This is a genomic window from Streptomyces sp. ME19-01-6, from assembly GCF_033793745.1.
Taxonomy (GTDB): domain Bacteria; phylum Actinomycetota; class Actinomycetes; order Streptomycetales; family Streptomycetaceae; genus Streptomyces.
In genome coordinates, this window is sequence record NZ_JARAXF010000002.1 from 1 (window position 1) to 24,281 (window position 24,281).

At 70.8% G+C, this 24,281-nt stretch carries 13 protein-coding genes; 9 read left to right on the forward strand and 4 right to left on the reverse strand.

Features of this window, described 5'->3' with window-relative positions:
- Both PV419_RS03775 and PV419_RS03780 read right to left on the reverse strand, forming a co-directional pair.
- A partial coding sequence (locus tag PV419_RS03775; protein WP_319686220.1) for an SDR family NAD(P)-dependent oxidoreductase occupies positions 1 to 8,151 on the reverse strand: 8,151 nt, incomplete at its 3' end.
- Positions 8,152 to 8,220: 69 nt separating this feature from the next.
- A complete protein-coding gene (locus tag PV419_RS03780) occupies positions 8,221 to 11,010 on the reverse strand; it encodes a helix-turn-helix transcriptional regulator (RefSeq protein WP_319686221.1) in 2,790 nt (929 codons plus the stop codon).
- Positions 11,011 to 11,306: 296 nt separating this feature from the next.
- Here PV419_RS03780 and PV419_RS03785 point away from each other — a divergent pair, with 296 nt between their 5' ends.
- From PV419_RS03785 to PV419_RS03800, 4 genes are all read left to right on the forward strand, one after another.
- On the forward strand, positions 11,307 to 12,644 hold the full coding sequence (locus tag PV419_RS03785) for a cytochrome P450 (protein ID WP_319686222.1): 1,338 nt from the start codon (positions 11,307 to 11,309) through the stop codon (positions 12,642 to 12,644).
- 239 nt (positions 12,645 to 12,883) lie between these two features.
- A complete protein-coding gene (locus tag PV419_RS03790; RefSeq protein ID WP_319686223.1) occupies positions 12,884 to 14,044 on the forward strand; it encodes an ATP-grasp domain-containing protein in 1,161 nt (386 codons plus the stop codon).
- A 194-nt stretch (positions 14,045 to 14,238) separates the two neighbouring features.
- Entirely contained in the window at positions 14,239 to 15,066 is an 828-nt protein-coding gene (locus PV419_RS03795; protein ID WP_319686224.1) for a sulfurtransferase, read from the forward strand.
- Between the two features lie 48 nt (positions 15,067 to 15,114).
- The gene (locus tag PV419_RS03800) at positions 15,115 to 16,521 is read left to right on the forward strand and encodes an MBL fold metallo-hydrolase (RefSeq protein WP_319686225.1); all 1,407 of its coding nucleotides are present in this window, start codon (positions 15,115 to 15,117) and stop codon (positions 16,519 to 16,521) included.
- Between the two features lie 117 nt (positions 16,522 to 16,638).
- On the opposite strand, the gene PV419_RS03805 is transcribed toward PV419_RS03800, so the two are convergent.
- Complete coding sequence (locus tag PV419_RS03805; RefSeq protein ID WP_319686226.1) at positions 16,639 to 18,135, reverse strand: sodium:solute symporter; 1,497 nt, start codon at positions 18,133 to 18,135, stop codon at positions 16,639 to 16,641.
- The gene (locus PV419_RS03810; protein WP_319686227.1) at positions 18,132 to 18,332 is read right to left on the reverse strand and encodes a DUF3311 domain-containing protein; all 201 of its coding nucleotides are present in this window, start codon (positions 18,330 to 18,332) and stop codon (positions 18,132 to 18,134) included. The genes PV419_RS03805 and PV419_RS03810 overlap by 4 nt, the downstream gene beginning before the upstream one ends.
- A gap of 419 nt (positions 18,333 to 18,751) precedes the next feature.
- Here PV419_RS03810 and PV419_RS03815 point away from each other — a divergent pair, with 419 nt between their 5' ends.
- From PV419_RS03815 to gcl, 5 genes are all read left to right on the forward strand, one after another.
- Entirely contained in the window at positions 18,752 to 20,137 is a 1,386-nt protein-coding gene (locus PV419_RS03815) for an NAD-dependent malic enzyme (protein WP_319686228.1), read from the forward strand.
- Positions 20,138 to 20,166: 29 nt separating this feature from the next.
- A complete protein-coding gene (locus PV419_RS03820) occupies positions 20,167 to 20,556 on the forward strand; it encodes a gamma-glutamylcyclotransferase (protein ID WP_319686229.1) in 390 nt (129 codons plus the stop codon).
- Positions 20,556 to 21,386, forward strand: a complete 831-nt coding sequence (locus PV419_RS03825) for a hydroxypyruvate isomerase family protein (protein WP_319686230.1) — start codon at positions 20,556 to 20,558, stop codon at positions 21,384 to 21,386. Before PV419_RS03820 ends, PV419_RS03825 begins: the two co-directional genes overlap by 1 nt.
- A 67-nt stretch (positions 21,387 to 21,453) precedes the next feature.
- Positions 21,454 to 22,350, forward strand: coding sequence for a 2-hydroxy-3-oxopropionate reductase (locus PV419_RS03830; RefSeq protein ID WP_319686231.1), 897 nt, complete (start codon positions 21,454 to 21,456; stop codon positions 22,348 to 22,350).
- 55 nt (positions 22,351 to 22,405) lie between these two features.
- Positions 22,406 to 24,184 (forward strand): glyoxylate carboligase, encoded by a 1,779-nt coding sequence (gene gcl, locus PV419_RS03835; RefSeq protein ID WP_319686232.1) that lies wholly within the window; start codon positions 22,406 to 22,408, stop codon positions 24,182 to 24,184.
- Positions 24,185 to 24,281: the final 97 nt, after the last annotated feature.

The window sequence follows — 24,281 nt, forward strand, 5'->3', positions numbered from 1 at the left end:
GTGTGGGTCGAGGTGTGTGCAGGCTTCGTCGAGGGCTTGGGCGAAGAGGGGGAAGGTGTGGTAGAGCTCGTGTCCCATGCGGGGGCGTTGGGTGCCCTGTCCGGAACACACGAACGCCAGCTTCCCGACCCCCGCGGCCATGCCCCGCACAAGCCCCGCGTGCTCGGCGCCGGCTGCCAGGGCTTGAAGCCCTTGCAGGAAGTCCTCCCGCTCCGGGCCCAGGAGGACAGCCCGGTGGTCAAAGGCCGCACGGCCAGTGGCCAGCGCATACCCGACATCGGCCAGATGCACCTCACCATGAGCCGCCAGATACGAGCGCAGCCGTGCCGCCTGCGCCCGCAGTGCCTGCTCGGACTTGGCCGACACCATCCACGGAAACGACCCGCACGAGGCATCCGCCCCGACATGGTGCTCCTCCGACGGTCCCTGTTCGAGGATGATGTGGGCGTTGGTGCCGCTGACCCCGAACGAGGACACCCCCGCACGCCGCGCACGACCCGTCTCCGGCCAGGGCACGGCCTCGGACAGCAGCCGCACCCCGCCCGAGGACCAGTCCACATGCTCCGACGGCTCCTCGACATGCAACGTCCGCGGCAACACCCCATACCGCATGGCCATCACCATCTTGATGACCCCCGCAACCCCCGCCGCAGCCTGCGCATGCCCAATATTCGACTTCACCGACCCCAACCACACCGGCACACCCCCCGGGCGCTCCTGACCATACGTCGCCAGCAACGCCTGCGCCTCGATCGGATCACCCAGCCGCGTCCCCGTCCCATGCCCCTCCACCGCGTCAACCTCCGGAGCCGCCAGCCCTGCGGCGGCAAGCGCCTGCCGGATCACCCGCTGCTGCGACGGACCACTCGGCGCCGTCAGCCCATTACTCGCCCCGTCCTGATTCACCGCACTCCCCCGCACCACCGCCCACACCCGATGCCCCAACCGCCGCGCATCCGACAACCGCTCCACCAACAACACCCCCACACCCTCCGCCCACCCCGTGCCATCCGCCCCCGCCCCGAACGCCTTGCACCGGCCATCCACCGACAACCCACGCTGCCGCGCAAACTCCACGAAGGCACCGGGTGTCGCCATCACCGTCACCCCGCCGGCCAGGGCCATGGAGCACTCCCCGGCCCGCAGTGCCTGGCAGGCCAGATGCAGGGCGACCAGGGACGACGAACACGCCGTGTCCACCGACACCGCGGGCCCCTCAAGCCCCAGCGTGTAGGCGATTCGCCCCGAGGCGACGCTGCCGGAGTTTCCGGTGAGGACATAGCCCTCGACCTCGGCCACGGTGTCTTGCAGCCGGGGGCCGTAGTCCGTCGGCATCACGCCGGCGAAGACTCCGGTCCGGCTCCGCCGGACCGACGTGGGGTCGATCCCGGCGTGTTCGAAAGCCTCCCAGGAAGTCTCCAGCAGCAGCCGCTGCTGCGGGTCCATCGCCAGCGCCTCGCGCGGGCCGATGCCGAAGAACCCCGCGTCGAACTCCCCCGCGCCGTCGAGGAAGCCCCCGTGGCGGGTGTATGTGGTGCCGGGCCGGTCCTGGTCGTAGGGGGCGTAGAGGCGGTCGAGGTCCCAGCCGCGGTCGGTGGGGAATTCGCTCATGGCGTCGGTGCCGGAGGCGACGAGGTCCCAGAGTTGCTCGGCGGTGCGTACGCCGCCCGGATAGCGGCAGGCCATGCCGACGATCGCGATCGTCTCATCCGCCCCGGTCATCGCCTCGCCCGGGGCCGGGGCCGAGATGGCCGGGAGGGTGGCCGTATCGGCGGCGCCGAGGAGTCCGTCCCGCAGGTGCTGGGCGAGAGCGGCAGGAGTGGGGTGGTCGAAGACGAGGGTGGCGGGGAGCCGTAGGCCGGTCGCCTCCTTGAGGCGGTTGCGGAGCTCCACGGCGGTGAGGGAGTCGAACCCCAGGTCTCGGAAGGTCGCCTCGGGAGCGATGGCGTCGGGGCTCGGGTGGCCGAGGACCGTGGTGGCGTGGCCGCGGACGAGGGCGAGCAGGGCCTCGTTCTGTCCGGCGGGGTCGAGCCCGGCCAGCCGGGCGCTGAGGGAGGCGCGGCCGTCGGGGGCCGCGGGGCGGAACCGGTGACCGGTGGGACGTACCAGGCCCCGGAACAGGGGCGGCGCGGTGGTGGCGCGGAGCGCCTTGGTGTCGATGCGGGCCGGGAGAAGCAGCGGTGGGCCGTCGGTGAGGGCGTTGTCGAACAACGCCAGGGCCTCGTCCGTGGCCAGCGGCCGAAAGCCGACGCGGGCCATGCGGGTGCGGTCGGCCCGGTCGAGGTGGCCGGTCATGCCGCTGGCCTCTTCCCACAGCCCCCACGCCAGGGACACCGCCGGGAGCCCCGCTGCCCGCCGCTGGAAGGCGAGCGCGTCGAGGAAGGCGTTGGCGGCGGCGTAGTTGCCCTGCCCCGGCGAGCCCAGGACGCCCGCGGCGGACGAGAACAGCACGAACGCGGCCAGGTCCGCATGGCGGGTCAGCTCGTGCAGATGCCAGGCGCCATCGGCCTTCGCGGACAGAACGGTGTCGAGGTGGCGCGGGGTGAGGGAGCGGAGCGTAGCGTCGTCGAGGGTGCCCGCGGCGTGGACGACGGCGGTCAACGGGTGCTCGGCGGGGATCCGCCCGAGCAGGTCGGCGAGCGCGGCACGGTCGGCGGCGTCGCAGGCGGAGACGGTCGCCTTCGCGCCCAACTGATCTAGTTCGGCGATGAGTTCGGGCGCCCCCGGCGCGTCGGGGCCACGGCGGCTGATCAGCAGCAGATGCCGTGCTCGGCCGGTGGCGGCCAGATGGCGGGCGAGCGCGGCGCCGAGGGTGCCGGTGCCTCCGGTGATGAGGACGGTGCCGTCGGGGTCGGGGGTACGGTCCAGCGTGAGCACGTTCTTTCCGACGGTGCGGCCCTGCTGGAGTTGGCGAAGGCCGTCTCGGGCCTGCCGGATGTCCCAGCAGGTGAGCGGCAGCGGGGTCAGCACGCCCTCGTCGAACAGCCCCAGCACGGTGCGCAAGATCTCCCCGACGCGCTCGGGTCCGGCCTCCATCAGGTCGTACGCCCGGTAGTCGACGCCGGGGTACGCCCGCGCCACCTCCCCCGGGTCGCGGATGTCGGTCTTGCCCATCTCCAGGAACCGGCCACCCCGGTCGGCCACCAGGCGCAGCGAGGCGTCGGCGTACTCATGGGCCAGGGAGTTGAGAACGACGTCGATGTCCCGGCCGGCGAACCGGTTCTCGAAGTCGAGGGTGCGGGAGGAGGCCATGCGCTCTTGGGGAATCCCCTGGGCGCGGAGGGTGTCCCATTTGCCGGGGCTCGCCGTGGCGTACACCTCGGCGCCCAGATGGCGGGCCAGTTGGACGGCGGCCAGCCCCACCCCGCCGGCCGCGGCGTGCACCAGCACCGACTCGCCCGTACGCAGTCCAGCGAGGTCCACCAGCCCGTAGTAGGCCGTGGCGAAGACGACGGGGACGGCGGCGGCCCGGGCGAAGGACCAGTGGTCGGGGACGCGGATTACGGTGGCCCGGTCGGCGACCGCGAACGGACCGAACGCGTCCGCGAACACGCCCGTCACCCGGTCCCCGGGCGCCAGGTCAGCCACCTCCGGCCCGACTTCGAGGACCACCCCCGCGCCCTCGCTGCCCAGCCCCCGCTGCCCGGGGACCATCCCCAGGGCCACCAGGACATCGCGGAAGTTCAGCCCGGCCGCGCGCACCTCGATCCGTACCTGGCGCGGGCCCAGCGGGGCGGATCCGGCCGAGGACGCCACCGGCGCCAGCCCCTGAAGCGTGCCCGCTTCGACGGAGTCCAGCCGCCAGCCGCCGCTCCCCTGTGGCGGCGCAGGCAGGGCGTCCGCCTCGGTGCCCGCTCGAACCAGCCGGGCCACGTGCGGGTGGCCGGCCCGAATGGCCACCTGCGGTTCGCCCAGCGCGGCAGCCCGCGGAAGTGCCACCCACGATTCCTCGGCCGGGTCCAGGTCCACCAGGAGGATGCGGTCGGGCTCCTCGGCCTGGGCGGATCGCACCAGTCCGCAGACCGCCGCGCCCGCCGGGTCTGTCACTCCCTCAGCCGGCGCGGTGGCCACCGCGCCGCAGGTGACGACGGCCAGGCGCGCCCCGGCCAGCCGGGCTTCGCCGAGCCAGCCTTGGAGCAGGTCGAGCGCTTGTCGGGTACGGGTGTGAACGTCGGCGACCGTCGTGTCATCGGGCCCGGCTGCAGCCGGAGGACTGCCCACGAACACCAGGTCCGGAGGTGGGTCTCCCGCGTCCAGGGCCGCCGCCAGCCCGGCGAGGTCCGGATATCGCCGTACGGGCTCCGCAGCCGCCGTCTCCAGCGCCGCGGCCCATCCAGGGGTGGCGTGGCCCAGCACGGCACACCGCCCGAGGACCGTCGTCGGTGGCTCGGGCGCGGCGGCCCACTCCAGGGCGTAGAGGGCGTCGCCCGGGTGGCCGCCGAGGACCCGCAGGTCCTCCATGACCACCGGCCGCAGCGTGAGCGACTCGGCCGAGGCCACCGGCGCGCCCGTCTCGTCGGCCACGTCGACGGCCACCGTGTCCGGCCCCAGCGGCCGCAGCCGTACGCGCAACGCCGGAGTGCCCGGGGTGCGCAGGCGGACACCGCGCCAGGCGAACGGCAGCCGACCGTGTTCCGGCGTGTTCTCCTCCCGTCGACCGCTGTCGAGCGCCAGCGGGTGCAGCGCGGCGTCGAGCAGGGCGGGGTGGAGGCAGAAGCGTGGCGCGTCGGCGGCCACCTGGTCGGGCAGCCGTACCTCGGCGTAGGTCTCCTGGCCGTGCCGCCAGACGGCGCACAGCCCCTGGAAGGCCGGGCCGTAGCCGAAGTCCGCGGCGGCCAGCCTGTCGTAGAGGCCGCTGATGTCCACGGGCTCCGCGCCCGGCGGAGGCCACACCGCCGCCAGGGGCCCGACGCCATCGGCACCATCCGTGCCATCGGCCACGCTCTCCGCCGCCAGTGTGCCGGTCGCATGCCGGGTCCACGCTCCCTGGGCCGCCGTGTCGCGCCCGGGGTCGTCGTCGCGCTGTGCGTAGACGCTCAGCGCGCGGCGGCCGGTCTCGTCCGCCGCGCCGACGGCCACCTGTAGCGCCACGCCGCCGCTCTCGGGGAGGATGAGCGGGGTGTGCAGGGTGAGCTCCTCCAGCCGAGGGCAGCCGAGGTGTTCGCCGACGTGCGCGGCCAGTTCCACATACGCCGTGCCCGGGAGCAGGACGGTGCCGGCGACCGAGTGGTCGGTGAGCCAGGGGTGGGTGTGCGGGGCGAGCCGCCCGGTGAGCAGATATCCGTCGCCCTCGGCGAGCCCGACCACCGCGCCGAGCAGTGGATGGCCGACCGGGCCCAGCCCCGCGGCCGTCACGTCCCCGGCCGTCGCCGGAGCGTCCAGCCAGTAGTGGCGACGCTGGAAGGCGTAGGTGGGGAGGTCGACATGGCTGGCCGCGGGGGCAAGCGCCCGATAGTGGCGGTCCCAGGCCACGGGCAGGCCATGGGTGTGGGCGAGGGCCAGCGAAGTCACGATACGGCGGGCGTCGTCCTCGCCGCGGCGCAGGGAGCCGACGACGGTGGCCGCGGCGCCGTCTGCCTCGGTGGTGTCCTGGATGGCGGGGGTGAGGGTGGGGTGCGGGCCGACCTCGATGTACGTGTGGTACTCGGCGGCGCCGAGGGCGCGGACCGCTTCGGCGAACCGTACGGGCTGTCGGAGATTGCGGTACCAGTACCGGGCGTCGAGGCCGCTGGTGTCGGCCCAGTGGTTGTCCACGGTGGAGTAGAAGGGGATGTCGGCGGCCTGTGGGGCGATCCCCCGCAACAGGCTCGACAGCTCCTGCTCCACGGCTTCGACGTGCGGGCAGTGGGAGGCGTAGTCGACCGGGATCCGCTTCGCGTCGACGCCCTGGCCCCGGTAGTGCTCCAGCGCCTCCGTCAGTGTCTCCGCGTCGCCGGAGATCACCGTGGCCGTGGGGGCGTTGACGGCGGCCATCCACAGCCGGTCCGGCCACGCGGTCCGCAGCAGCCCGGTGACGTCGTCCGCCGGCAGCGGTACGGAGGCCATGCCGCCCGAGCCGCGCAGGGTCTGCAGGGCCCGGCTGCGCAGGGCGACCACCTTTGCGGCGTCGTCCAGGGTCAGCGCGCCGCAGACGTGGGCAGCGGCGATCTCGCCCTGGGAGTGGCCGAGTACGGCGTCCGGTTCAATGCCGTACGAGCGCCACAGCTGCGCCAGCGACACCATCACCGAGAACAGCACCGGCTGGACGACATCGGCCCGCTCCCACGCCGGGTCCCCGGGGGTTCGGCGCAGGACGTCGATCAGCGACCAGTCGGTATACGGCGCCAACGCCGCCTCGCACTCTGCCATCCGCTCGGCGAAGACGGACGAGGTCTCCAGCAGCCGCAGCCCCATGCCGGCCCACTGGCCGCCCTGTCCGGGGAAGACGAACACCACTCCGGCACCGGTCCCGGCCGCCGCCACGCCCCGCACGACCGAACCGTCGTCCGGCTCCCCCGCGGCCAGGGCGTCCAGTCCGCGCAGCAGGGTTTCCCGGTCGGAGCCGAGGACGACGGCGCGGTGTGCGAGGTCCGACCGGCCGAAGACCAGGGTGTGCCCGACGTCGGCGGGACGCAGCTGCTCGTCGGCCGCCACAAAGCGGCGCAGTTCTGCGGCCTGGGCCCGCAGCGCTTCGGCCGTCGCGCCCGACACGGGCCAGGGCAGCGGCCCCGCCACGGCACGGACGGGCGCGTCCTGCGGCGCGGGACCGTCCTCGGTTTCCGTCTGCGGCGCCGCCTCAAGGATCACATGGGCGTTGGTGCCGCTCACCCCGAAGGAGGACACCGCGGCGCGGCGGGGCCGGCCGCACTCCGGCCACGCGACCGGCTCCGTCAGCAGCCGTACCGCGCCTGAGTCCCAGTCGACGTGCGGCGACGGCTCGTCCGCGTGCAGCGTGCGCGGCAGCGTCCCGCGCCGCATGGCCATCACCATCTTGATGACCCCGCCCACGCCGGCGGCCGCCTGCGCATGGCCGACGTTGGACTTCATCGAGCCGAGCCACAGGGGCCGGTCCCCGGGCCGCCCCTGGCCGTAGGTCGCCAGCAGGGCCTGTGCCTCGATCGGATCGCCGAGCCTGGTACCCGTGCCGTGTCCCTCCACCGCGTCGACCTCGGACCCCGACACCCCGGCGCTCGCCAGCGCCTGCCGGATGACCCGCTGCTGTGCGGGGCCGTTGGGGGCGGTGAGACCATTGCTCGCGCCGTCCTGGTTGACCGCGCCGCCCCGTACCACCGCCAGCACCCGGTGGCCGAGCCGCAGGGCGTCCGTGAGCCGCTCCACCAGCAGCATCCCGGCGCCTTCCGCCCAGCCGGTGCCGTCCGCCCCCGCCCCGTACGCCTTGCACCGGCCGTCCGCCGCCAGGGCGCGCTGCCGGGAGTACTCGACGAACAGGCTGGGGGTGGACATCACCGTCACGCCGCCCGCCAGGGCGAGTGAGCACTCGCCCGCCCGCAGCGCCTGGCAGGCCAGGTGCAGGGCGACCAGCGAGGAGGAGCAGGCGGTGTCCACGGTCACGGCCGGGCCCTCGAGGCCGAGGGTGTAGGCGACCCGGCCCGACGCCACGCCGCCGCCGCTGCCGTTGCCGACATAGCCCTCGAAGCCTTCGGGGGCGGTGTGCAGCCGGGAGCCGTAGTCGTGGTACATCACGCCCGCGAAGACCCCGGTCCGGCTGCCGCGCACCGAGGCCGGGTCGATCCCGGCCCGCTCGAACGTCTCCCAGGAGATCTCCAGCAGCAGCCGCTGCTGCGGGTCCATCGCCAGCGCCTCGCGCGGGCTGATGCCGAAGAAGCCCGGGTCGAACTCGCCCGCGTGGTAAAGGAAACCGCCATGCCGGGTATAGGAGGTGCCGGCCCGTTCCGGGTCGGGGTCGTAGAGCCGCGCCATGTCCCAGCCCCGGTCGTCGGGGAAGGTGCCGATGGCGTCCCGGCCGGCGGCCACCAGCTCCCACAGGTCCTCCGCCGATCGCACCCCGCCCGGATAGCGGCAGGCCATGCCGATGATGGCGATGGGTTCCCGCGCCGCCGTGGTGAGCCGGTGGATCTGGTCCCTCAGCCGCTCGTTGGTCTTGAGGGACGCCCGGAGCGCCTGGATCACCTTGTCGTGGCCAGCGGCCATCGGCATCTCCAACCTGTGGACCTCCGTGGCATCACGGACGGTGTGTTCGGACGGCTCGTCGGAACCTCGTCAGAATGAGGACAGCTCTCTGCGGTCCGTCGCCGGTGTTCCCACCGGGCCGATCAGACTCTTCGGCAGTTGCTGCCGGCGGCTGATGCGCAGCTTGCGGTACACACGCGTCAGATGCTGCTCGACCGTGCTCATCGTCACGCACAGTTGCAGCGCTATCTCGCGGTTGGAGTTGCCGTTCGCGGCGAGGATGGCCACGCGCAGTTCCGACTCGCTCAGTCCCGCTCCCTGGTCGCGGCCGGGGAGGTCCGGCCGGTCCCCGCCGCCCATCGACTGCCACGGCAGAATGGTGTCGCACAGCGCCTTGGCACCGCACTCCTCGGCCATCCGCCACGCCCTGCGCCGCATGTTGTTGGCCCGGACCGACTCGCCGACGCGCCGGTAGGCGTCCCCCAGGTCGGCGAGCGCCCGGGCGAGTTCGAGCCGGTCCCCGCACTGCTGCAGGACCTCGACGGCCTGGGTGAGCAGGTGCGGGCGCTCCGGTGCGGCGGCGACCCGGGCCCGGAGCCGGAGCGAGACGCCCCGGGTGTGCGGGTCGCTCCACAAAGGGGTCCAGGACAGCTGTTCCGTGATCATCCGCGCCGCCTTGGCGCGCTCGCCGAGCCGCAGGAACGCCTGGGCGGCGTCGGTGCGCCAGGGCAGCAGGGCGGGGTGGTCGAATCCCCAGCGCTGGGCCATGCGGCCGGCGGCCAGGAAGTCGCCGAGCGCGGCGCGGCAGTGGTCGGTGGCCAGGTGGTAGTGGCCGCGGGCGCGCAGGTACGCCAGGCCGTACGCGCTCTGGAACAGCGCGCCTGGCACCGGGTGGTGCAGCACGCGAGTCGCGTCGTCGTACCGGCCCATGGCGGTGTAGGCGTGGACCTGGCAGGCGAGCGGACCTCCGACGAGGACGCTGCCGCCGCGGCCGGGCAGGCAGGCCAGGGCCTGCCGGGCGCGCTCCTCGGCGTCCGCCAGAACGCCCTTGCGCAGGGCGATCTCGGCCAGGATGGCGAGGAACTCCGCCCGCCAGCCGGGCGAGCGCCGGGCCGTCGCCTCCTTCAGCAGCCGATGGCACCACTCCTCGGCATCGGCCGTCCGGCCGGCCCGCAGCAAGGTCCGTACGGCGTTGGCCACCACCGCCAGCGTGCCGTCCAGCAGCGGGCAGGCGCGCAGCCGCCGCTCGGCCTCGTCCGCGGCGGCCTCGCTGGTGCCGGGGCCGGGGATGCCCCAGACGGCGGCGGCCGTGCCGGGGCCGGGAGTCTCGTCCCAGGGCTCGCGGGCGGCGGCGGTGTCGGGCGAGGGCTGCGGCCGGTTCTCTTCGGACGCGATGGGCCAGGGGCAGGGGTGCACCACCGACGGCCACACCGCGCCCGGGTCCGGGCCGGGGCCGTTGCGCGGGTGGCCGACTGCCTGCAGCCGGGCCCGCGCCCGGCCCGCCTCCTCCAGTCGGCCACAGCCGATCAGCAGCCGTACGAGCAGGGCCGCGTCGCCGTCCGCCAGTGCGCCGGTGGGCAGGTCGGCGAGCGTCTCGCCGAGGTGGTGCTCGGCGGCGGACGGATTGACCCGCCAGGTGGCGGCGGCGAGCGCGATACGGGTCGCGGCCCTCTGGGGCGGCTCCTGGCAGGCGCGGCAGGCGAGATCCAGATAGCGGATCGCCGCGGGCGCGTCGTCGTCGACCAGGGCCTGGGTGGCGGCGTCGCGCAGCACGGCGACCGCCCAGGAGGGGACCGTGGGCTGGGCGGCCAGCAGGTGCTCACCGACCTCGGTGGCCCGGGCACCCTGGTCGTGCAGCAGCAGGGCGCTCCGCTCGTGCAGTTGCCGCCGGTCGGCGGTGTCCAGATGGTCCAGGGCGGCCGCCGCGACGACCGGGTGCCGGTAGCGGTGGCCGTCCGTCAATCCGCTCAGCTCCAGGACCTGGAGGGCGCGGTCGACCGCGGCGGTGTCCAGGCCCAGCAGTCGGCTCAACAGTGAGGGTGTGGCGGACGACCCGAGGACGGCCAGTGCGCCGGCGACGTCCCGGGTGGGCGTACCGGTGCGGGCCAGGCAGGCCGTCACCGCCTGGTGGAACGGTCCCCCGACGGTGGGTCGCGGAACCCGGCCACCGGTGTCCGGCACCGCCCACCGGTCCTGCAGCAGGGCCCGCGACAACAGCGGATTGCCGCCGGTCAACACGTAGCACTCGCTGCCGAGGCGGCCGTCCACCGGTTGATTGCCGAGTGTGCCGGCCAGCTTGGCCACGCCTTCGGGGCTGAGCGGGTCGAGCGTGATGCGCCGGAAGCCGGGGTGGCGCAGCAGTTCGGCGCCGAGCAGCGGGTCGCCGCCCCGGCCGTACGGGCCCTGCGGGCCGTACGGGCTCTCCGTGCCGATCAGCAGGATCCTGGCCGAGCGGGCGTGGTGCGCGACATGCAGCAGCTGCCGCACCGAAACCTGGTCCGCGTGGTGCAGATCATCGACCGCGATCACCAGCGGTGCGGACGCGGAGAGCGCGCACAGCGCCCCGCCCAGCCGCTCCGCGGCCCGGGGCCCGCCCTGTGCCAGGGCGGGGCGCAGCCTCTCGCGGGTCCGGTCCGGCAACGCCGGGTGCTCGGCCAACCGCCGTACGAGCCCGAGGGGGGTGCCGCTCTCGCCGGGCAGACCTGGCGCGTCGAAGACCACGGCACCGGATTCGGCCGCGATCCCCAGGAATCGCTTCAGGAATTCGCTCTTGCCGCACCCCGGCCCGCCCTCGGCGACCAACAGCCGGAAATCGCCTGCCGCGCACTCATGAAGCGTCGCCTCCGCCAGCTCCAAGTGAGCGCTCCGGTCAATGAGCATGGCCCTCCCGGACTGATGTCACGGATCATGACTAATTCCGGACCGCAGTGTGTGCGGGTTCGCTCGAGGCTCGGCGGAATCGTCCTCGTACGGCGGCGGAGCGCCTCCCGCCCTGCTCCGACGGCCTGTCGGCGGCGCGCGACCTGCCTGGTCAGGGGCCGTTAGGGGGTTCCGCGAGGCCCCGGGGCCTTCCTACGGTCCGGATACCCCGAGGACGGCGAGACCGGAGCCTTCCTCAGGCGGTGCGAGGACGGCACCTCGCCGGACACTCAGAACCGACGGAACGGGGAAGAACCATGTCCGACCCCTTCACCACCGGCCTCGCGCCCGGAGCGCTTCCCCTGCTGGGCCACGCCCGACAACTGCAGCGGGAACCCCTTCGCTTCCTGGAGTCGCTGCCGGGCGTCGGCGACCTGGTCGAGATCAGACTCGGGCGCGAGCGGGTGTACGTGCCATGCCACCCACAGCTGGTGCGGCAGATCCTGGCGGACGACCGCACCTTCGACCGCGGCGGCGCGGTGCAGGAGCGTTGCCGGGAGCTCTTCGGAGAGTGTGTGGCCACTGCCACACACCCCGGCCATCGCAGACAACGCCGCCTCATCCAGCCGGCGTTCCACCGCGACCGGCTCGAAGGGTACGCCCCGGTGGTGGAGGACGAAGCCGCCGCCCTGCCGAACTCATGGCAGGCGGGGCAGACGTTCGACCTCTTTCCCGTGCTGCATACCCTCACCCTGCGATCCGTGGTCCGCATGCTGTTCTCCGACCGGGTGGACGCCGCGACGATGGACGAGGTGTGCCGCCTGTTCCTCGCAATGACCGGTGGAGTCACACCGCCCCATGGCATCGCGCGGCTGATCAGTCGGCTCAGCTCGACGGAGCGGCGTCAGCGGCGGGCCGTCCATCAGCTCCGCGGCACCGTGGACCGCATCGTCGCGGACTACCGGCGAGCCGGCGAGACGGGGAAGGACATGCTGGCGGCGCTGCTCGCCGCCCGGGGGGACAGCGGTGAGCGGCTGGACGACACCGAGGTCCGCAACCAGGCCATCATCATGCTGGCGGCCGGCAGTCACAGCCCAGCCACCGTACTGACCTCCGTCTTCTATCTGCTGGCCCAGCACCCGGCGGCCGAGCGCCGACTGCACCACGAAGTCGACGCCGTGCTGGGCGGGCGGCCGGCCCGCTGGAAGGACCTTCCCGACCTGGCCTTCACCGGCCGAGTGCTCACCGAGACACTGCGCCTGTACGCACCCGCGTGGACCCTCTTCCGCAAGACCACCAGGGAGGTCCGCCTGGCCGGACGGAAGCTGCCGGCCGGAACCACCGTTCTCGTCGTCCCCCTCATCCTCCACCGCCGCGACGACCTGTTCGAACACCCCAGAGAATTCGCCCCCGACCGCTGGCATCCGGAGTCCGACTCGGTCACCCCGCGCGGCGCCTTCAAGGCATTCGGCGGTGGCGCACGCAAGTGCGTCGGAGATGTCCTCGGCATGGCCGAGCTCACCCTCGTCGTGGCGACGATCGCGAGCCGGTGGCGCCTGGAATGCCTTCCCGACGCGAGAGTCCGCCCCCACACCGGCGCGGTCGCCCCGCCCCCGCGCTACCTGCCGGTTCGAGCGGTCGAGCGGCATCCGTGACGTCGTGACCGACTGCAGCCGACGCAGGCATCGACGTCAGCCGGCATGGCGAATACACCCAGGTGGGCAGGAATGGAATAAGTGGCTCCATGCCACCCATTACAGAGATCGACTTGTGGCTCACATCACACGCCACATTTCCGCACCCCTATGGAATGATGCCACCGTGTCTGCCTCGGGTGGCAGTATGGCAAATCACTTCTCAAGGTTTTGGTCAGCCGTAACGGGGAGAGACAAGAATGCCGACGATGATTGTTATCGGACATAGGGACGGTCTCGACCAGGCGCTGCAGCGCCGAGACTTGGAGCCCTTCTATATCGTACAGCCGCCGGTGAACACGCCAGAGGGTCGGAGATTCAAGCGCGTCGCCGACATGGAGAACGCCCAGGAAATATTGCGAGCAGCACTCTCCGCTCACATTGATGATGCAGCAGGAGTGCTGACCGTCCATGAGATGGGCGTTTTCGGGGCAGCCTATTTGCGACAACAGCTGAATCTGCCCGGGAATACCGACTCAAAGGCGAATCTTTATTTCCGGGATAAATATCTACAGAAGAGCAAGCTGCCGCCCCAGGTCAAGCGCGCACGCTGCCGATACCTATCGAAGGATACTTCGTTCACGGAGCTTTCCGACGACCTCGGGGCCACCTTCGTGATCAAACCGGCGACCGGAGCCGGCGCCCTGCGCACGAACATCATCCGTTCTCCGGAAGAGTATTCACGAGCTTTGAAGCTGTTCCCCGGTCAGTCGGATGTCGAGATCGTCGCCGAGTCCTTCATAGACGGCTCAGAAGTCTACATTGATGGCATCTGGAAGAATGGCGATCTTCGGTGGTCATCCATGAGCCGCAACCACATCTCACCGCTCAATGCCGTACAAGGCGGTGTCCTGGCCGCACACATCCTGGACAGAAGGCGGCATTCAACACTGTTCCATCAAGCGGAGAAACTCGCCAGGCAGGCGCTCGCCAGCCTGAACCCACCCGATTGCGTTTTCCATCTGGAAGCGTTCACGCAAGAATCGGGGCTGACTTTTGGCGAGTGCGCCATCCGCCTCCCAGGGGCGCTATCCCCTCAGATCAATAAATTGACATTCGGCGTCGATCTCTTTGACGTCGAAATCAGCCTCGCACTCGGGGAAGAGGTGACTGAAACCCTGGACAGCAGTGCACCTGATCGCTTCTACGGATACATACTCCTACGTCGCCCCAGGGGCGGCAATTTGACACAGAAGGATTTCGAACGCAACTTCCTTTTTGATGAGATCCAATATTCACCTGATGCGCCGGCCGGGCCGTACGGCCGCGTTGGACAAGCAATCGTTTCCGACCAGGACGAGCTGAAACTGCAGCAAACGATGGAGGAAATCGTGCGATTCAATGAGGCTGGCGGCATATAGAGGGCGTACGCGCAGCTACGGCATGCCGTGCCCGATCGCGCCGCCGGCCGCCCGGCTCGACGCGTGGGGGCCTCACGCCGAGTTGACTGCCGAGGCATCGAGAGTTGTCCTGGATATGGAAGAACTCGATACGACTGAGCGTACCTTTGACGTTACGGAAGGTCTTCGTTCGCCCGGATGAGATGGAGGCGACGATGAGCCGTGAGCAGTCACTGGTCGACGCCGACTGGGCAGAGCAGCACCTGGATGATCCTCAGTTGGTGTTCGCCGAGGTGGACGAGGATGTGAGCGCCTACGAGCAGGGCCATATCCGCGGCGCGGTGAAATTCGACTGGAAGAACGACTTGCAGGATCCGGTCCGCCGGGACTTCGTGGACCGCGAGCACTTCGAGGAACTACTGTCACAGCGCGGCATCGCGCCTGACCATACGGTGGTGCTGTACGGCGGCAACAACAACTGGTTCGCCGCCTACGCCTACTGGTACTTCAAGATCTACGGACATGACCGGGTGCGGCTGCTCGACGGTGGCCGCAAGCTGTGGGAGCTGCAGTCCAGACCGCTGACCGACGAGGCGCCGCAGCGGCCCAGGACCGATTACACGGCCAAAGAGCCGGACTATTCGATCCGGGCGTTCCGGGATGAGGTGCTCGGCTCGATCGGCGACAGGAACCTGATCGATGTCCGCTCGCCGCAGGAGTTCTCCGGGGAACTGCTGGCCCCTGCCCACCTGCCGCAGGAAGCGGCGCAGCGCGGCGGCCACATCCCTACTGCCAGGAATGTCCCCTGGTCGAAGGCGGCCAACGAAGACGGCACCTTCACATCCGACGAGGCGCTGCGGGCCCTCTACCGTGACGCCGGTATCGACTTCGGCAGGGACACCATCGCCTATTGCCGCATAGGTGAGCGCAGCGCCCACACCTGGTTCGTCGTCCATGAACTCCTCGACCATCCGAACGTCAAGAACTACGACGGGTCGTGGACCGAGTACGGCTCGATGGTCGGCGTGCCCATCGAAAGGTGATTGAAGGGGGCGAAGGGGGCCTCCACCCGTCCTCGTGAGGGAGCGGAAGTGTCCAGGAGCCCAGCGGCTGAGGCAGACGGTGGACGCCACGGGGCCGCCATCGAAGATCTGGACGTGGTCCAGCTTGCCACGCTCGGTCTGGGCAATCGCAGCTACTTGATCACGGATGGCACGGTCGCGGTCGCGGTGGACCCTCAGCGTGACATCGAGCGGATCACGGCCGTGCTCGACTCGCGGGCATGGCGGCTCGGCGCGGTGGTGGAGACCCACGTGCACAATGACTACGTCACGGGCGGTCTGGAACTGGCCCGCCGTCTGGACGCGGTCTACGTGGTGCCGGCCGGCCCCGAGCTGGGCTTCGACGCCGTACGGGCGGGCGACGGGGACGAGATCCCGGTCGGGAAGCTGAGGATCCGGGTGATCGCCACGCCCGGGCACACCGACCATCACCTGGCGTACGCGTTCACGCTCGACGGTGGGGCGCCGCGGCTCGTGTGCACCGGGGGGTCGGTGCTGTACGGGACGACCGGGCGCACCGACCTGATGGGGGCGGAACTGGCCGAGCCGCTGGCGCGTCGGCAGTACCGGTCGGCCCGCCATCTGGCCGAGGTGTTGTCCGATGACACCGTGGTCCTGCCGACCCATGGCTTCGGGAGCTTCTGTGCGGCGGCGACGGCCGGAGCGGTCGAGCGTTCGACAATCGGCCGCGAACGTGCCGCCAATCCCGTCTTCACTCTGGACGAGGACGCCTTCGTCGCCGGCGCCCTGTCCGGCCTTGAGCCCTACCCCGCGTACTACCACCGGATGGCCACGATCAATGCCACCGGGCCGACACCCGTGGCCGACCTCGGCGCTCCCCGCTCCGCGGGCCTGACCGAGCTGGCCACCCGCATCGCGGCCAACGAATGGGTGGTGGATGTACGGCCACGAGCGGACTTCGCGCACACCCACCTGCGGGGCACGGTGAACATCGACGCCCGCGGAGCCTTCGCCACGTACCTGGGCTGGCTGGTGCCGTTCGGCACCCCGCTCACCTTGCTGGCCACCGACGCGGAACAACTCGAAGCCGCCAGGAAGGAACTCCTCCGGATCGGCTTCGACCATCCCGTGGCCGTCGCCACCGGAAACCCGCTGGAGTGGGCGGGCCCCCGGTGGCTGACTTCCTACCCGCGTACGGACTTCACCACTCTGGCCGCCGCCCTGGCCGGGCGGCCGATGGAGATCCTGGACGTCAGGAGCGGCGGCGAGTGGCGTCGCGGCCACCTGCCCGGCGCCCGGCACATACCGCTGCCCGAACTGCCCCACGCCCTGCCCACCCTGCCGGACGCCGAGATCTGGGTCCACTGCCACAGCGGCTTCAGGGCCGCGATCGCGGCCTCCCTGCTGGCCGCCGCAGGTCGCCAGGTCGTGCTCATCGACGACGCCTTCGAGCACGCCAGGCCCCTCGGCCGCTGACCAGCACGGACGCGTTCGGCTTGGCAAGGTTTCTGCGGCCGCCGGTTCACATGGCCTCAACCTCGTCCGCGGGCCGGGACCGCCCCCAGGAGGCCCCGGCCCGAGGGGCGGGTCAGGTCAGCCGGTGCCGGCCGTGGCTTCGGATTCGGGCCGCAGGGGGACGGCGGTGGCCGGGCTCGCGGTGCGGGTGGCGGCGGAGACGGCCACCATCGCCACGGTGTTGAGGGCGAGGGCGATGATGCCTACGTTGAGGTCCTTGATCGCCTGAGGGAGCGCCGGTAGCAGGCTGCCCACCGTGACGCCGGAGAGGGTGACGACGGCGACCGTGGTGACTCCGACGACGATGCCCGCGGCTGCTCCCTGTTTGGTGACGATCTGTCGTGGCGCGAGGCTCGCCAGCAGCGCGGGGAAGAGCTGGGTGACCAGTGCGTAGCCCATGAGCAGCAGCGAGACGATCGAGCTGCCGCCGTTGAAGGTGAAGTAGAGGGAGATCAGGGCGAGGGCCGGCACGAGCAGCTGTGCGAAGCGGGCGATGTGCTTCTCGCTGGTGTGGGGCCGGGCGAGGCGGTAGACGTTCTTCGCCAGGCAGGTCGCGGAGGTCATGAGCAGCAGGGACCCGGGGACCAGCGCGGTGAGCAGTCCCGCGCCACCGACGATGCCGACGAACCACGAGGGGAAGGTGGCGGTGGTGATGCGCAGCAGGGACAGGTCCGCGTCGGCGCCCTTGAGGCCGGGCACGACCAGGACGGCGGTGAAGCCGACGAAGAAGACGAAGAGCAGGATGAGCTGGTAGAGCGGCATGAAGATGGCGTTGCGGCGGAAGACGCGTTCGTTCTGGGCGCTGTAGGAGGCGCTGAAGGTGTGCGGCCACATGTAGAAGCCGACCGCCGAGAGCAGCACGGTGGATGCGAACCACGATGTGCTCATGCCGCTGGAGGGCAGGGTGAGGGCGTGGGGGTGGGCCTGGTCCACTGCCCGGAACATCTCCCCGACACCGCCGTAGTAGTGCATCGGCAGGTAGATGCCCAGGATGAGGACGACCGCGAGGATGGCGACGTCCTTGAGCACCGAGGTCCAGGCCGAGCCGTGGATGCCCGAGATCGTCACATAGAGGGTCAGCGCCACCGTGCCGATCACAATGGCCCAGTGGGAGGAGATACGGCCGTCGGAGGAGACGGACACGATGATCCCCAGCCCCTTCAGCTGCAGGACGAGGTAGGGCACCATCGCGACGACTCCGACGAGGGCCACCAGCGCGCCGAGCAGCGGGCTGTCGAATTTGGCGACGAAGAAGTCGGACTGCGAGATCAGCCGGTGCTGCTTGGCGTAGCGCCACACGGCCGGCAGCAGCCAGTACGACAAGACGTAGGCCAGTGAGGCGTAACAGAGGATGTAGTAGGCGGGTGCGCCCTTGCCGTAGGCCCATCCCGAGGCGCCCAGGAAGGTGAAGGTCGTGTAGATCTCGCCGGCCAGCAGCAGGAAGACGAAGACCGTCCCGAAGCCGCGGCCGCCCACCGACCACTGTTCGAGATCCATGTCCCTGCCGCGGCGGGCGCGCAGTCCCAGGCCCAGGGCCGCGAGGAGGAAGACGAAGATGACGGCGAGAGCGATCACGAGTTCTGCTCCTCCCGGTTCGCCGGGTCCAGACGGTAGATGACGGCCATGGTCGCCGAGATCAGCACGACCCACATGACCAGCCAGAAGAGGATGAACGGCATACCGAGGACGTAGGGCGTCACCCGGTTCGCAAAGAAGATCCCGCCGAGGATCCCGAGGAACGGGATCGCGCCGAGCAGATGGATGGGTTTCACGTCGAGAACCTCCTGGGCCGGGCCGTACACCGCTGAGGGGGCGAGGCCGTCTGGGTGGTGCCACGTGCGGTGCCGTTGGGACGCCACGCACCGCGATGCCTCGCCAACAGGCGAGACACGGCAAGGCTTTTTCACTATGCGGAAATGAATTTTCAATTGGCAGATGTATAGGTCCGCCACGAGGGCCTGTCAAGGCTTTTCGCACCCCTGACGCACTCTTTCGACCGGACCCCGCCACCGCGCCGACGAGCCTGCCACGCAATGCCACCGAAGCGTGAGGCGCAGGGCGAGGCACCCACGAAGACCGGCGGGCGAGAGCAGGCGAGGGGGGTTGTTATTCCGCGATGCAGAAAATAATATCCGCATCGCAGAAGCTCCGGCTCCCTGCCGGGCCCCTCCCGCCCCTGCGAGGTCAGCGCATGTCCACACCCAGCCCCGGATACGCCGTCACCCTCCGTGTGGAGGCTCCCGCGGTGGCCACCTCCACCTCACGGCTGGCCAGGGCGGTGAGTGGTGCCGCGGGCGCGCTCACCGCCCTGGAGGTCGTCGAGACGAGCGCCGACCGCATCGTCGCGACCCTCACCTGCGACGCCGTCGACGGAGCACATGCCGAAGCCATCGCCGAAGCGGTCATGGCGCTGGAGGATGTGTATGTGCGCGAGGTGAGCGACCGCACGTTCCTCATGCACCTCGGTGGCAAGCTGGAGGTCACTCCCCGGGTCGAACTGCGCCACCGGGACGACCTGTCCCGCGCCTACACACCGGGAGTGGCGCGGATCTGTGAGGCCATCGCCGACAGACCCGAGGAGGCCCGACGCCTCACGGTCAAGCGCAACACCGTGGCTGTGGTGACCGACGGATCGGCCGTCCTCGGACTGGGCAACCTCGGACCGGCGGCCGCTCTGCCCGTCATGGAGGGCAAGGCGGCCCTGTTCAAGCGGTTCGCCGACGTGGACGCCTGGCCGGTGTGTCTGGACACCCAGGACACCGACGAGATCGTACGGACGGTCGAGCTCCTCACCCCGGTCTACGGCGGCATCAATCTCGAGGACATCTCCGCACCACGCTGCTTCGAGATCGAACGACGGCTGCGCGACCGGCTCGCCATCCCGGTGTTCCATGACGACCAGCACGGCACGGCGGTCGTCGTCCTGGCCGCACTCACCAACGCCCTGCGCGTCGTGGGGAAGGAACTCGCCGACGTCACGATCGTCGTCAGCGGGGTGGGAGCCGCGGGATCCGCCATCATCCGGCTGCTGACTGCCGAGGGAGCGGGCGACATCATCGCCTGTGACCGTGGCGGAGCCGTCCATCCCGGACGGTCCGGGCTCGACGGGAACCGTGTCTGGATCGCGGAGCACACCAACCGCCGGAACCGCTCCGGCACCCTGTCCGAGGCTCTGAAGGACGCGGACGTCTTCATCGGCGTATCCGCTCCGAACATTCTGACCGGCGCCGACGTCGCCCGTATGACACCGAACGCGGTCGTCTTCGCGCTGTCCAATCCCGACCCGGAGATCGATCCCGTCCAGGCGCGGCGCCACGCCGCCGTCGTCGCCACGGGCCGCAGCGACTTCCCCAACCAGATCAACAACGTCCTGGCCTTCCCCGGTATCTTCCGCGGACTCCTGGACGCGGGCGCCCGCGAGATCACCGACGGCATGCTCATCGCGGCAGCGCGCGCCATCGCCGACACGGTGGCGGCCGACGAGCTGAGCCCCGCATTCATCGTCCCCAGCGTCTTCGACCCTGCCGTCGCACCCGCGGTCGCCGCCGCGGTCCGAGGCGCCGGCACCCCTGGCTGATCGCACGCCCCCTGTCCAAGGGAGATCCCATGGCACACATGTTCCTCAACGGCCAGGCGATGGAGGGCGGCCCCTTCCATCACCACTTGCGCGGGGCCCCGCTCGTGGCGCGGACCCGTACCGCTCCCGGCTACCGCTTCTTCTCGATCCGGGACACCTGCCCCGGGCTGCTGCCCGACCCCGGCGTCGACGCCGCGGTGGACGGCGAGGTCTACGACGTTCCCGATGAGGTGCTCCGCGACCACCTGCTGCCCACCGAGCCGCCGGAGCTGGAGTTCGGCATCATCCGGCTCCAGGACGGCTCGTCGTCCTCCTCGATGGTCCTTCACCGTGGCGAGCTGGAGAAGGGCATCCACAAGGAGATCACCGCCTTCGGCGGCTGGCGTCCGTACCTGACGACCCTCGGCCGGGAGAACTGATGAAGAACCGACTTCCCTGCACAGTCAATGTGTCGATCCTGTTCACCGAACTGCCGGTGCTAGAGCGTCCGGCCGCTGCGAAGGCCGCCGGGTTCGACGCGGTCGAGTTCTGGTGGCCCTACGCGACGGCCGTGCCGACGGATGCGGAGGTCGACGCCTTCGTCCGGGCGATACGTGATGCCGGTGTCCGGCTGACCGGGCTGAACTTCTTCGCCGGGGACATGCCCGGGGGCGACCGCGGCCTGGTGTCCTGGCCGGCCCGGGCAGCGGAGTTCCGCGACAACATCGACGTCACCGTGGCGATCGGAGAGCAACTGGGATGCCGGTCGTTCAACGCCCTGTACGGCAACCGGGTCGACGGCGTCGCCCCTGCGGTCCAGGACGACCTGGCGGTGGAGAATCTGGCGCTGGCCGCCAAGGCCGTGGAACGCGTCGGCGGCACGGTCCTGCTGGAGCCGGTCAGCGGCGCCCCTGCGTACCCGCTGCGCACTGCCGCGGACACGCTCGCCGTCATCGACCGGGTGGTGGCCGAGTCCGGCAGCCGCAACCTCCGTCTCCTGGCCGACCTCTACCACCTCACCGTCAACGGCGACGACGTGGCCGGTGTCATCGCCGCCCACGCCGACCGCATCGGACACGTACAGATAGCGGACGCGCCCGGACGGGGAGCGCCCGGTACGGGAGGACTGGACCTCGACGGGCTGCTGGTGGACCTCCAGACCGTGGGCTACGCCGGCTGGGTGGGCCTGGAGTACAAGCCCGAGGGCCCGAGCGTGGACAGCTTCGACTGGCTCCCGCGCGAACGGCGCGGCAACGACCACCATGCCTGACCGGGATCGAGACAACCCCGACCACACGGACGACCCCAACGACACGCACGACACGAAGGAACCTACGATGAGTGCCACTTCACGGAAGATCGCCTTCATCGGCCTGGGCATCATGGGCGGCCCGATGGCCGCCAACCTGGTACGGGCCGGCCACACCGTCACCGGCTACAACCGCAGCCGCGCGGCCGTGGACACCCTGGTCGCGGCCGGTGGCCGGGGCGCCGACAGCATCGCCGGCGCGGTGTGCGACGCCGAGGTCGTGATCACCATGGTCCCGGCCGACCCGCAGGTGAAGGAGGTCGTCCTCGGCGAGGGCGGCGTCCTGGAACACGCCACTCCGGGCACCTTGCTGATCGACATGAGCAGCATCACCCCGCAGACCTCGCTGGAGGTGGACGCCGCCGCGCGGGACAAGGGCCTGCGTACACTCGACGCCCCCGTGTCCGGCGGAGAGGCGGGCGCCGTCGAGGGCGTGCTGTCCATCATGGTCGGCGGCGATCCGGACGACTTCGCCGACGCCAGGCCGGTGTTCGAGGCGCTGGGCACCACCATCGTGCATGTGGGCCCGCACGGGGCCGGACAGACGGTCAAGGCCGCCAACCAGCTGATGGTCGCCATCCACCTCCAGGCCCTGGCCGAGGCCGTGGTCTTCCTGGAGAACGCCGGGGTGGACCTGAAGGCGGCCCTGGAGGTCCTGGGCGGCGGCCTGGCCGGCTCCACCGTCCTGGCCCGCAAGCGGCGGGCGGTGCTCGACCGTGATTTCAAGCCCGGCTTCCGTATCGCCCTGCATCACAAGGACATGGGCATCGTCACCGACGCCGCACGCGCGGTGGGGGCGCCCCTGCCCGTGGGCGCCGTGGTCGCCCAGCTGGTCGCCTCGGCCCGCGCCCGCGGCGACGGCGGCCTGGACCACTCCGCGCTGCTGCGCGGGGTCGAGCGCCTGGCCGGCCGCGACACCCACTGAACCCACGCCCCTTCGATGTACCGACTTCGATGTACCGACCGACAGGAGCATCCTCATGGCTCGTATGACCGCGGCCCAGGCGGCGGTGGAGATCCTCAAGCGTGAGGGCACCGCCCATGTCTTCGGCCTGCCCGGTGCGGCGATCAATCCCTTCTACTCCGCGATGCGCACGAACGGCGGCCTGACTCATGTCCTCGCCCGGCATGTGGAGGGTGCCTCCCACATGGCCGAGGGCTACACCCGCGCCAGGGCCGGGAACATCGGCGTCTGTGTGGGCACCAGCGGCCCCGCGGGCACCGACATGATCACCGGTCTGTATTCGGCGAGCGCCGATTCGATCCCGATCCTGTGCATCACCGGCCAGGCGCCGGTGGCCAAGCTGCACAAGGAGGACTTCCAGGCCGTCGACATCGCCTCGATCGCGGCACCGCTGACCAAGATGGCGATGACCGTCCTCGAACCCGCCCAGGTGCCCGGCGCGTTCCAGCAGGCCTTCCACCTCATGCGCTCGGGCCGGCCCGGGCCGGTCCTGATCGATCTGCCCATCGACGTCCAGATGGCCGAGATCGAGTTCGACCCGGAGACGTACGAGCCGCTGCCGGTGTACAAGCCGTCGGCCACCAGAGCACAGATCGACAAGGCCATCGAACTGCTCCAGGCCGCCGAGCGGCCGCTGATCGTCGCCGGGGGCGGGGTCATCAACGCCGACGCGAGCGAGTTGCTGGTGGAGTTCGCCCAGCTGACCGGGGTGCCGGTGGTGCCCACGCTCATGGGCTGGGGCACCATCCCCGACGACCACCCCCTCATGGCGGGCATGGTCGGTCTGCAGACCTCCCACCGCTACGGCAACGCCGGCCTTCTGGAGTCCGACTTCGTCCTCGGCATCGGCAACCGCTGGGCCAACCGCCACACCGGCGGCCTCGATACGTACACCCGGGGCCGCACCTTCGTCCACGTCGACATCGAACCCACCCAGATAGGCCGCGTCTTCGCCCCGCACCTGGGCATCGTCTCCGACGCCAAGCCCGCGCTGGAACTGTTCGTCCAGGCGGCCAGGGAGCTGAGGGCCGCCGGAGTCCTCAGGGACCGCGGCGACTGGGCCGACAGTTGTCGGCAGCGCAAGGGCACCATGCTCCGCAGGACCCACTTCGACCAAGTGCCGGTCAAGCCGCAGCGGGTCTACGAGGAGATGAACAGGGCGTTCGGGCGCGACACGCGCTACGTCTCCACGATCGGGCTCTCCCAGATCCAGGCCGCGCAGATGCTCCATGTCTACCATCCCCGGCACTGGATCAACGCCGGCCAGGCCGGACCGCTGGGCTGGACCGTGCCCGCCGCCCTGGGGGTCGCGACGGCCGAGCCGGACGCCACCGTCGTCGCCCTCTCCGGCGACTACGACTTCCAGTTCATGATCGAGGAACTCGCCGTCGGTGCCCAGTTCCAGATTCCCTACCTCCACGTGGTGGTCAACAACGCCTACCTCGGCCTGATCCGCCAGGCCCAGCGCGGCTTCGACATGGACTACTGCGTCCAGCTGTCCTTCGACAACGTCAACGCCCCCGAGGTGGGCGGCTACGGCGTCGACCACGTCAAGGTCGCCGAAGGGCTGGGCTGCAAGGCCATCCGCGTCTTCGAGCCCGACCGCATCGCGCCCGCTCTGGACGAGGCCAAAAAGCTCATGGCCGAGCACCGGGTGCCGGTGGTCGTCGAAGTCATCCTCGAACGCGTCACCAACGTCTCCATGGGCACCGAGCTGGACAACATCACCGAGTTCGAGGAACTGGCCACCAGCCCCGGCCACGCCCCGACGGCGCTCCGCGTGGGCCTCGGGTGACTCTCGGGTGACCCTTCGGGAGCAGGCTCCCCCTCCCCCCACATCATCCCTCCCGGCGGCGTGCGTGCTCCGTGGCCGCGTCAACGCCGCCGGGAGG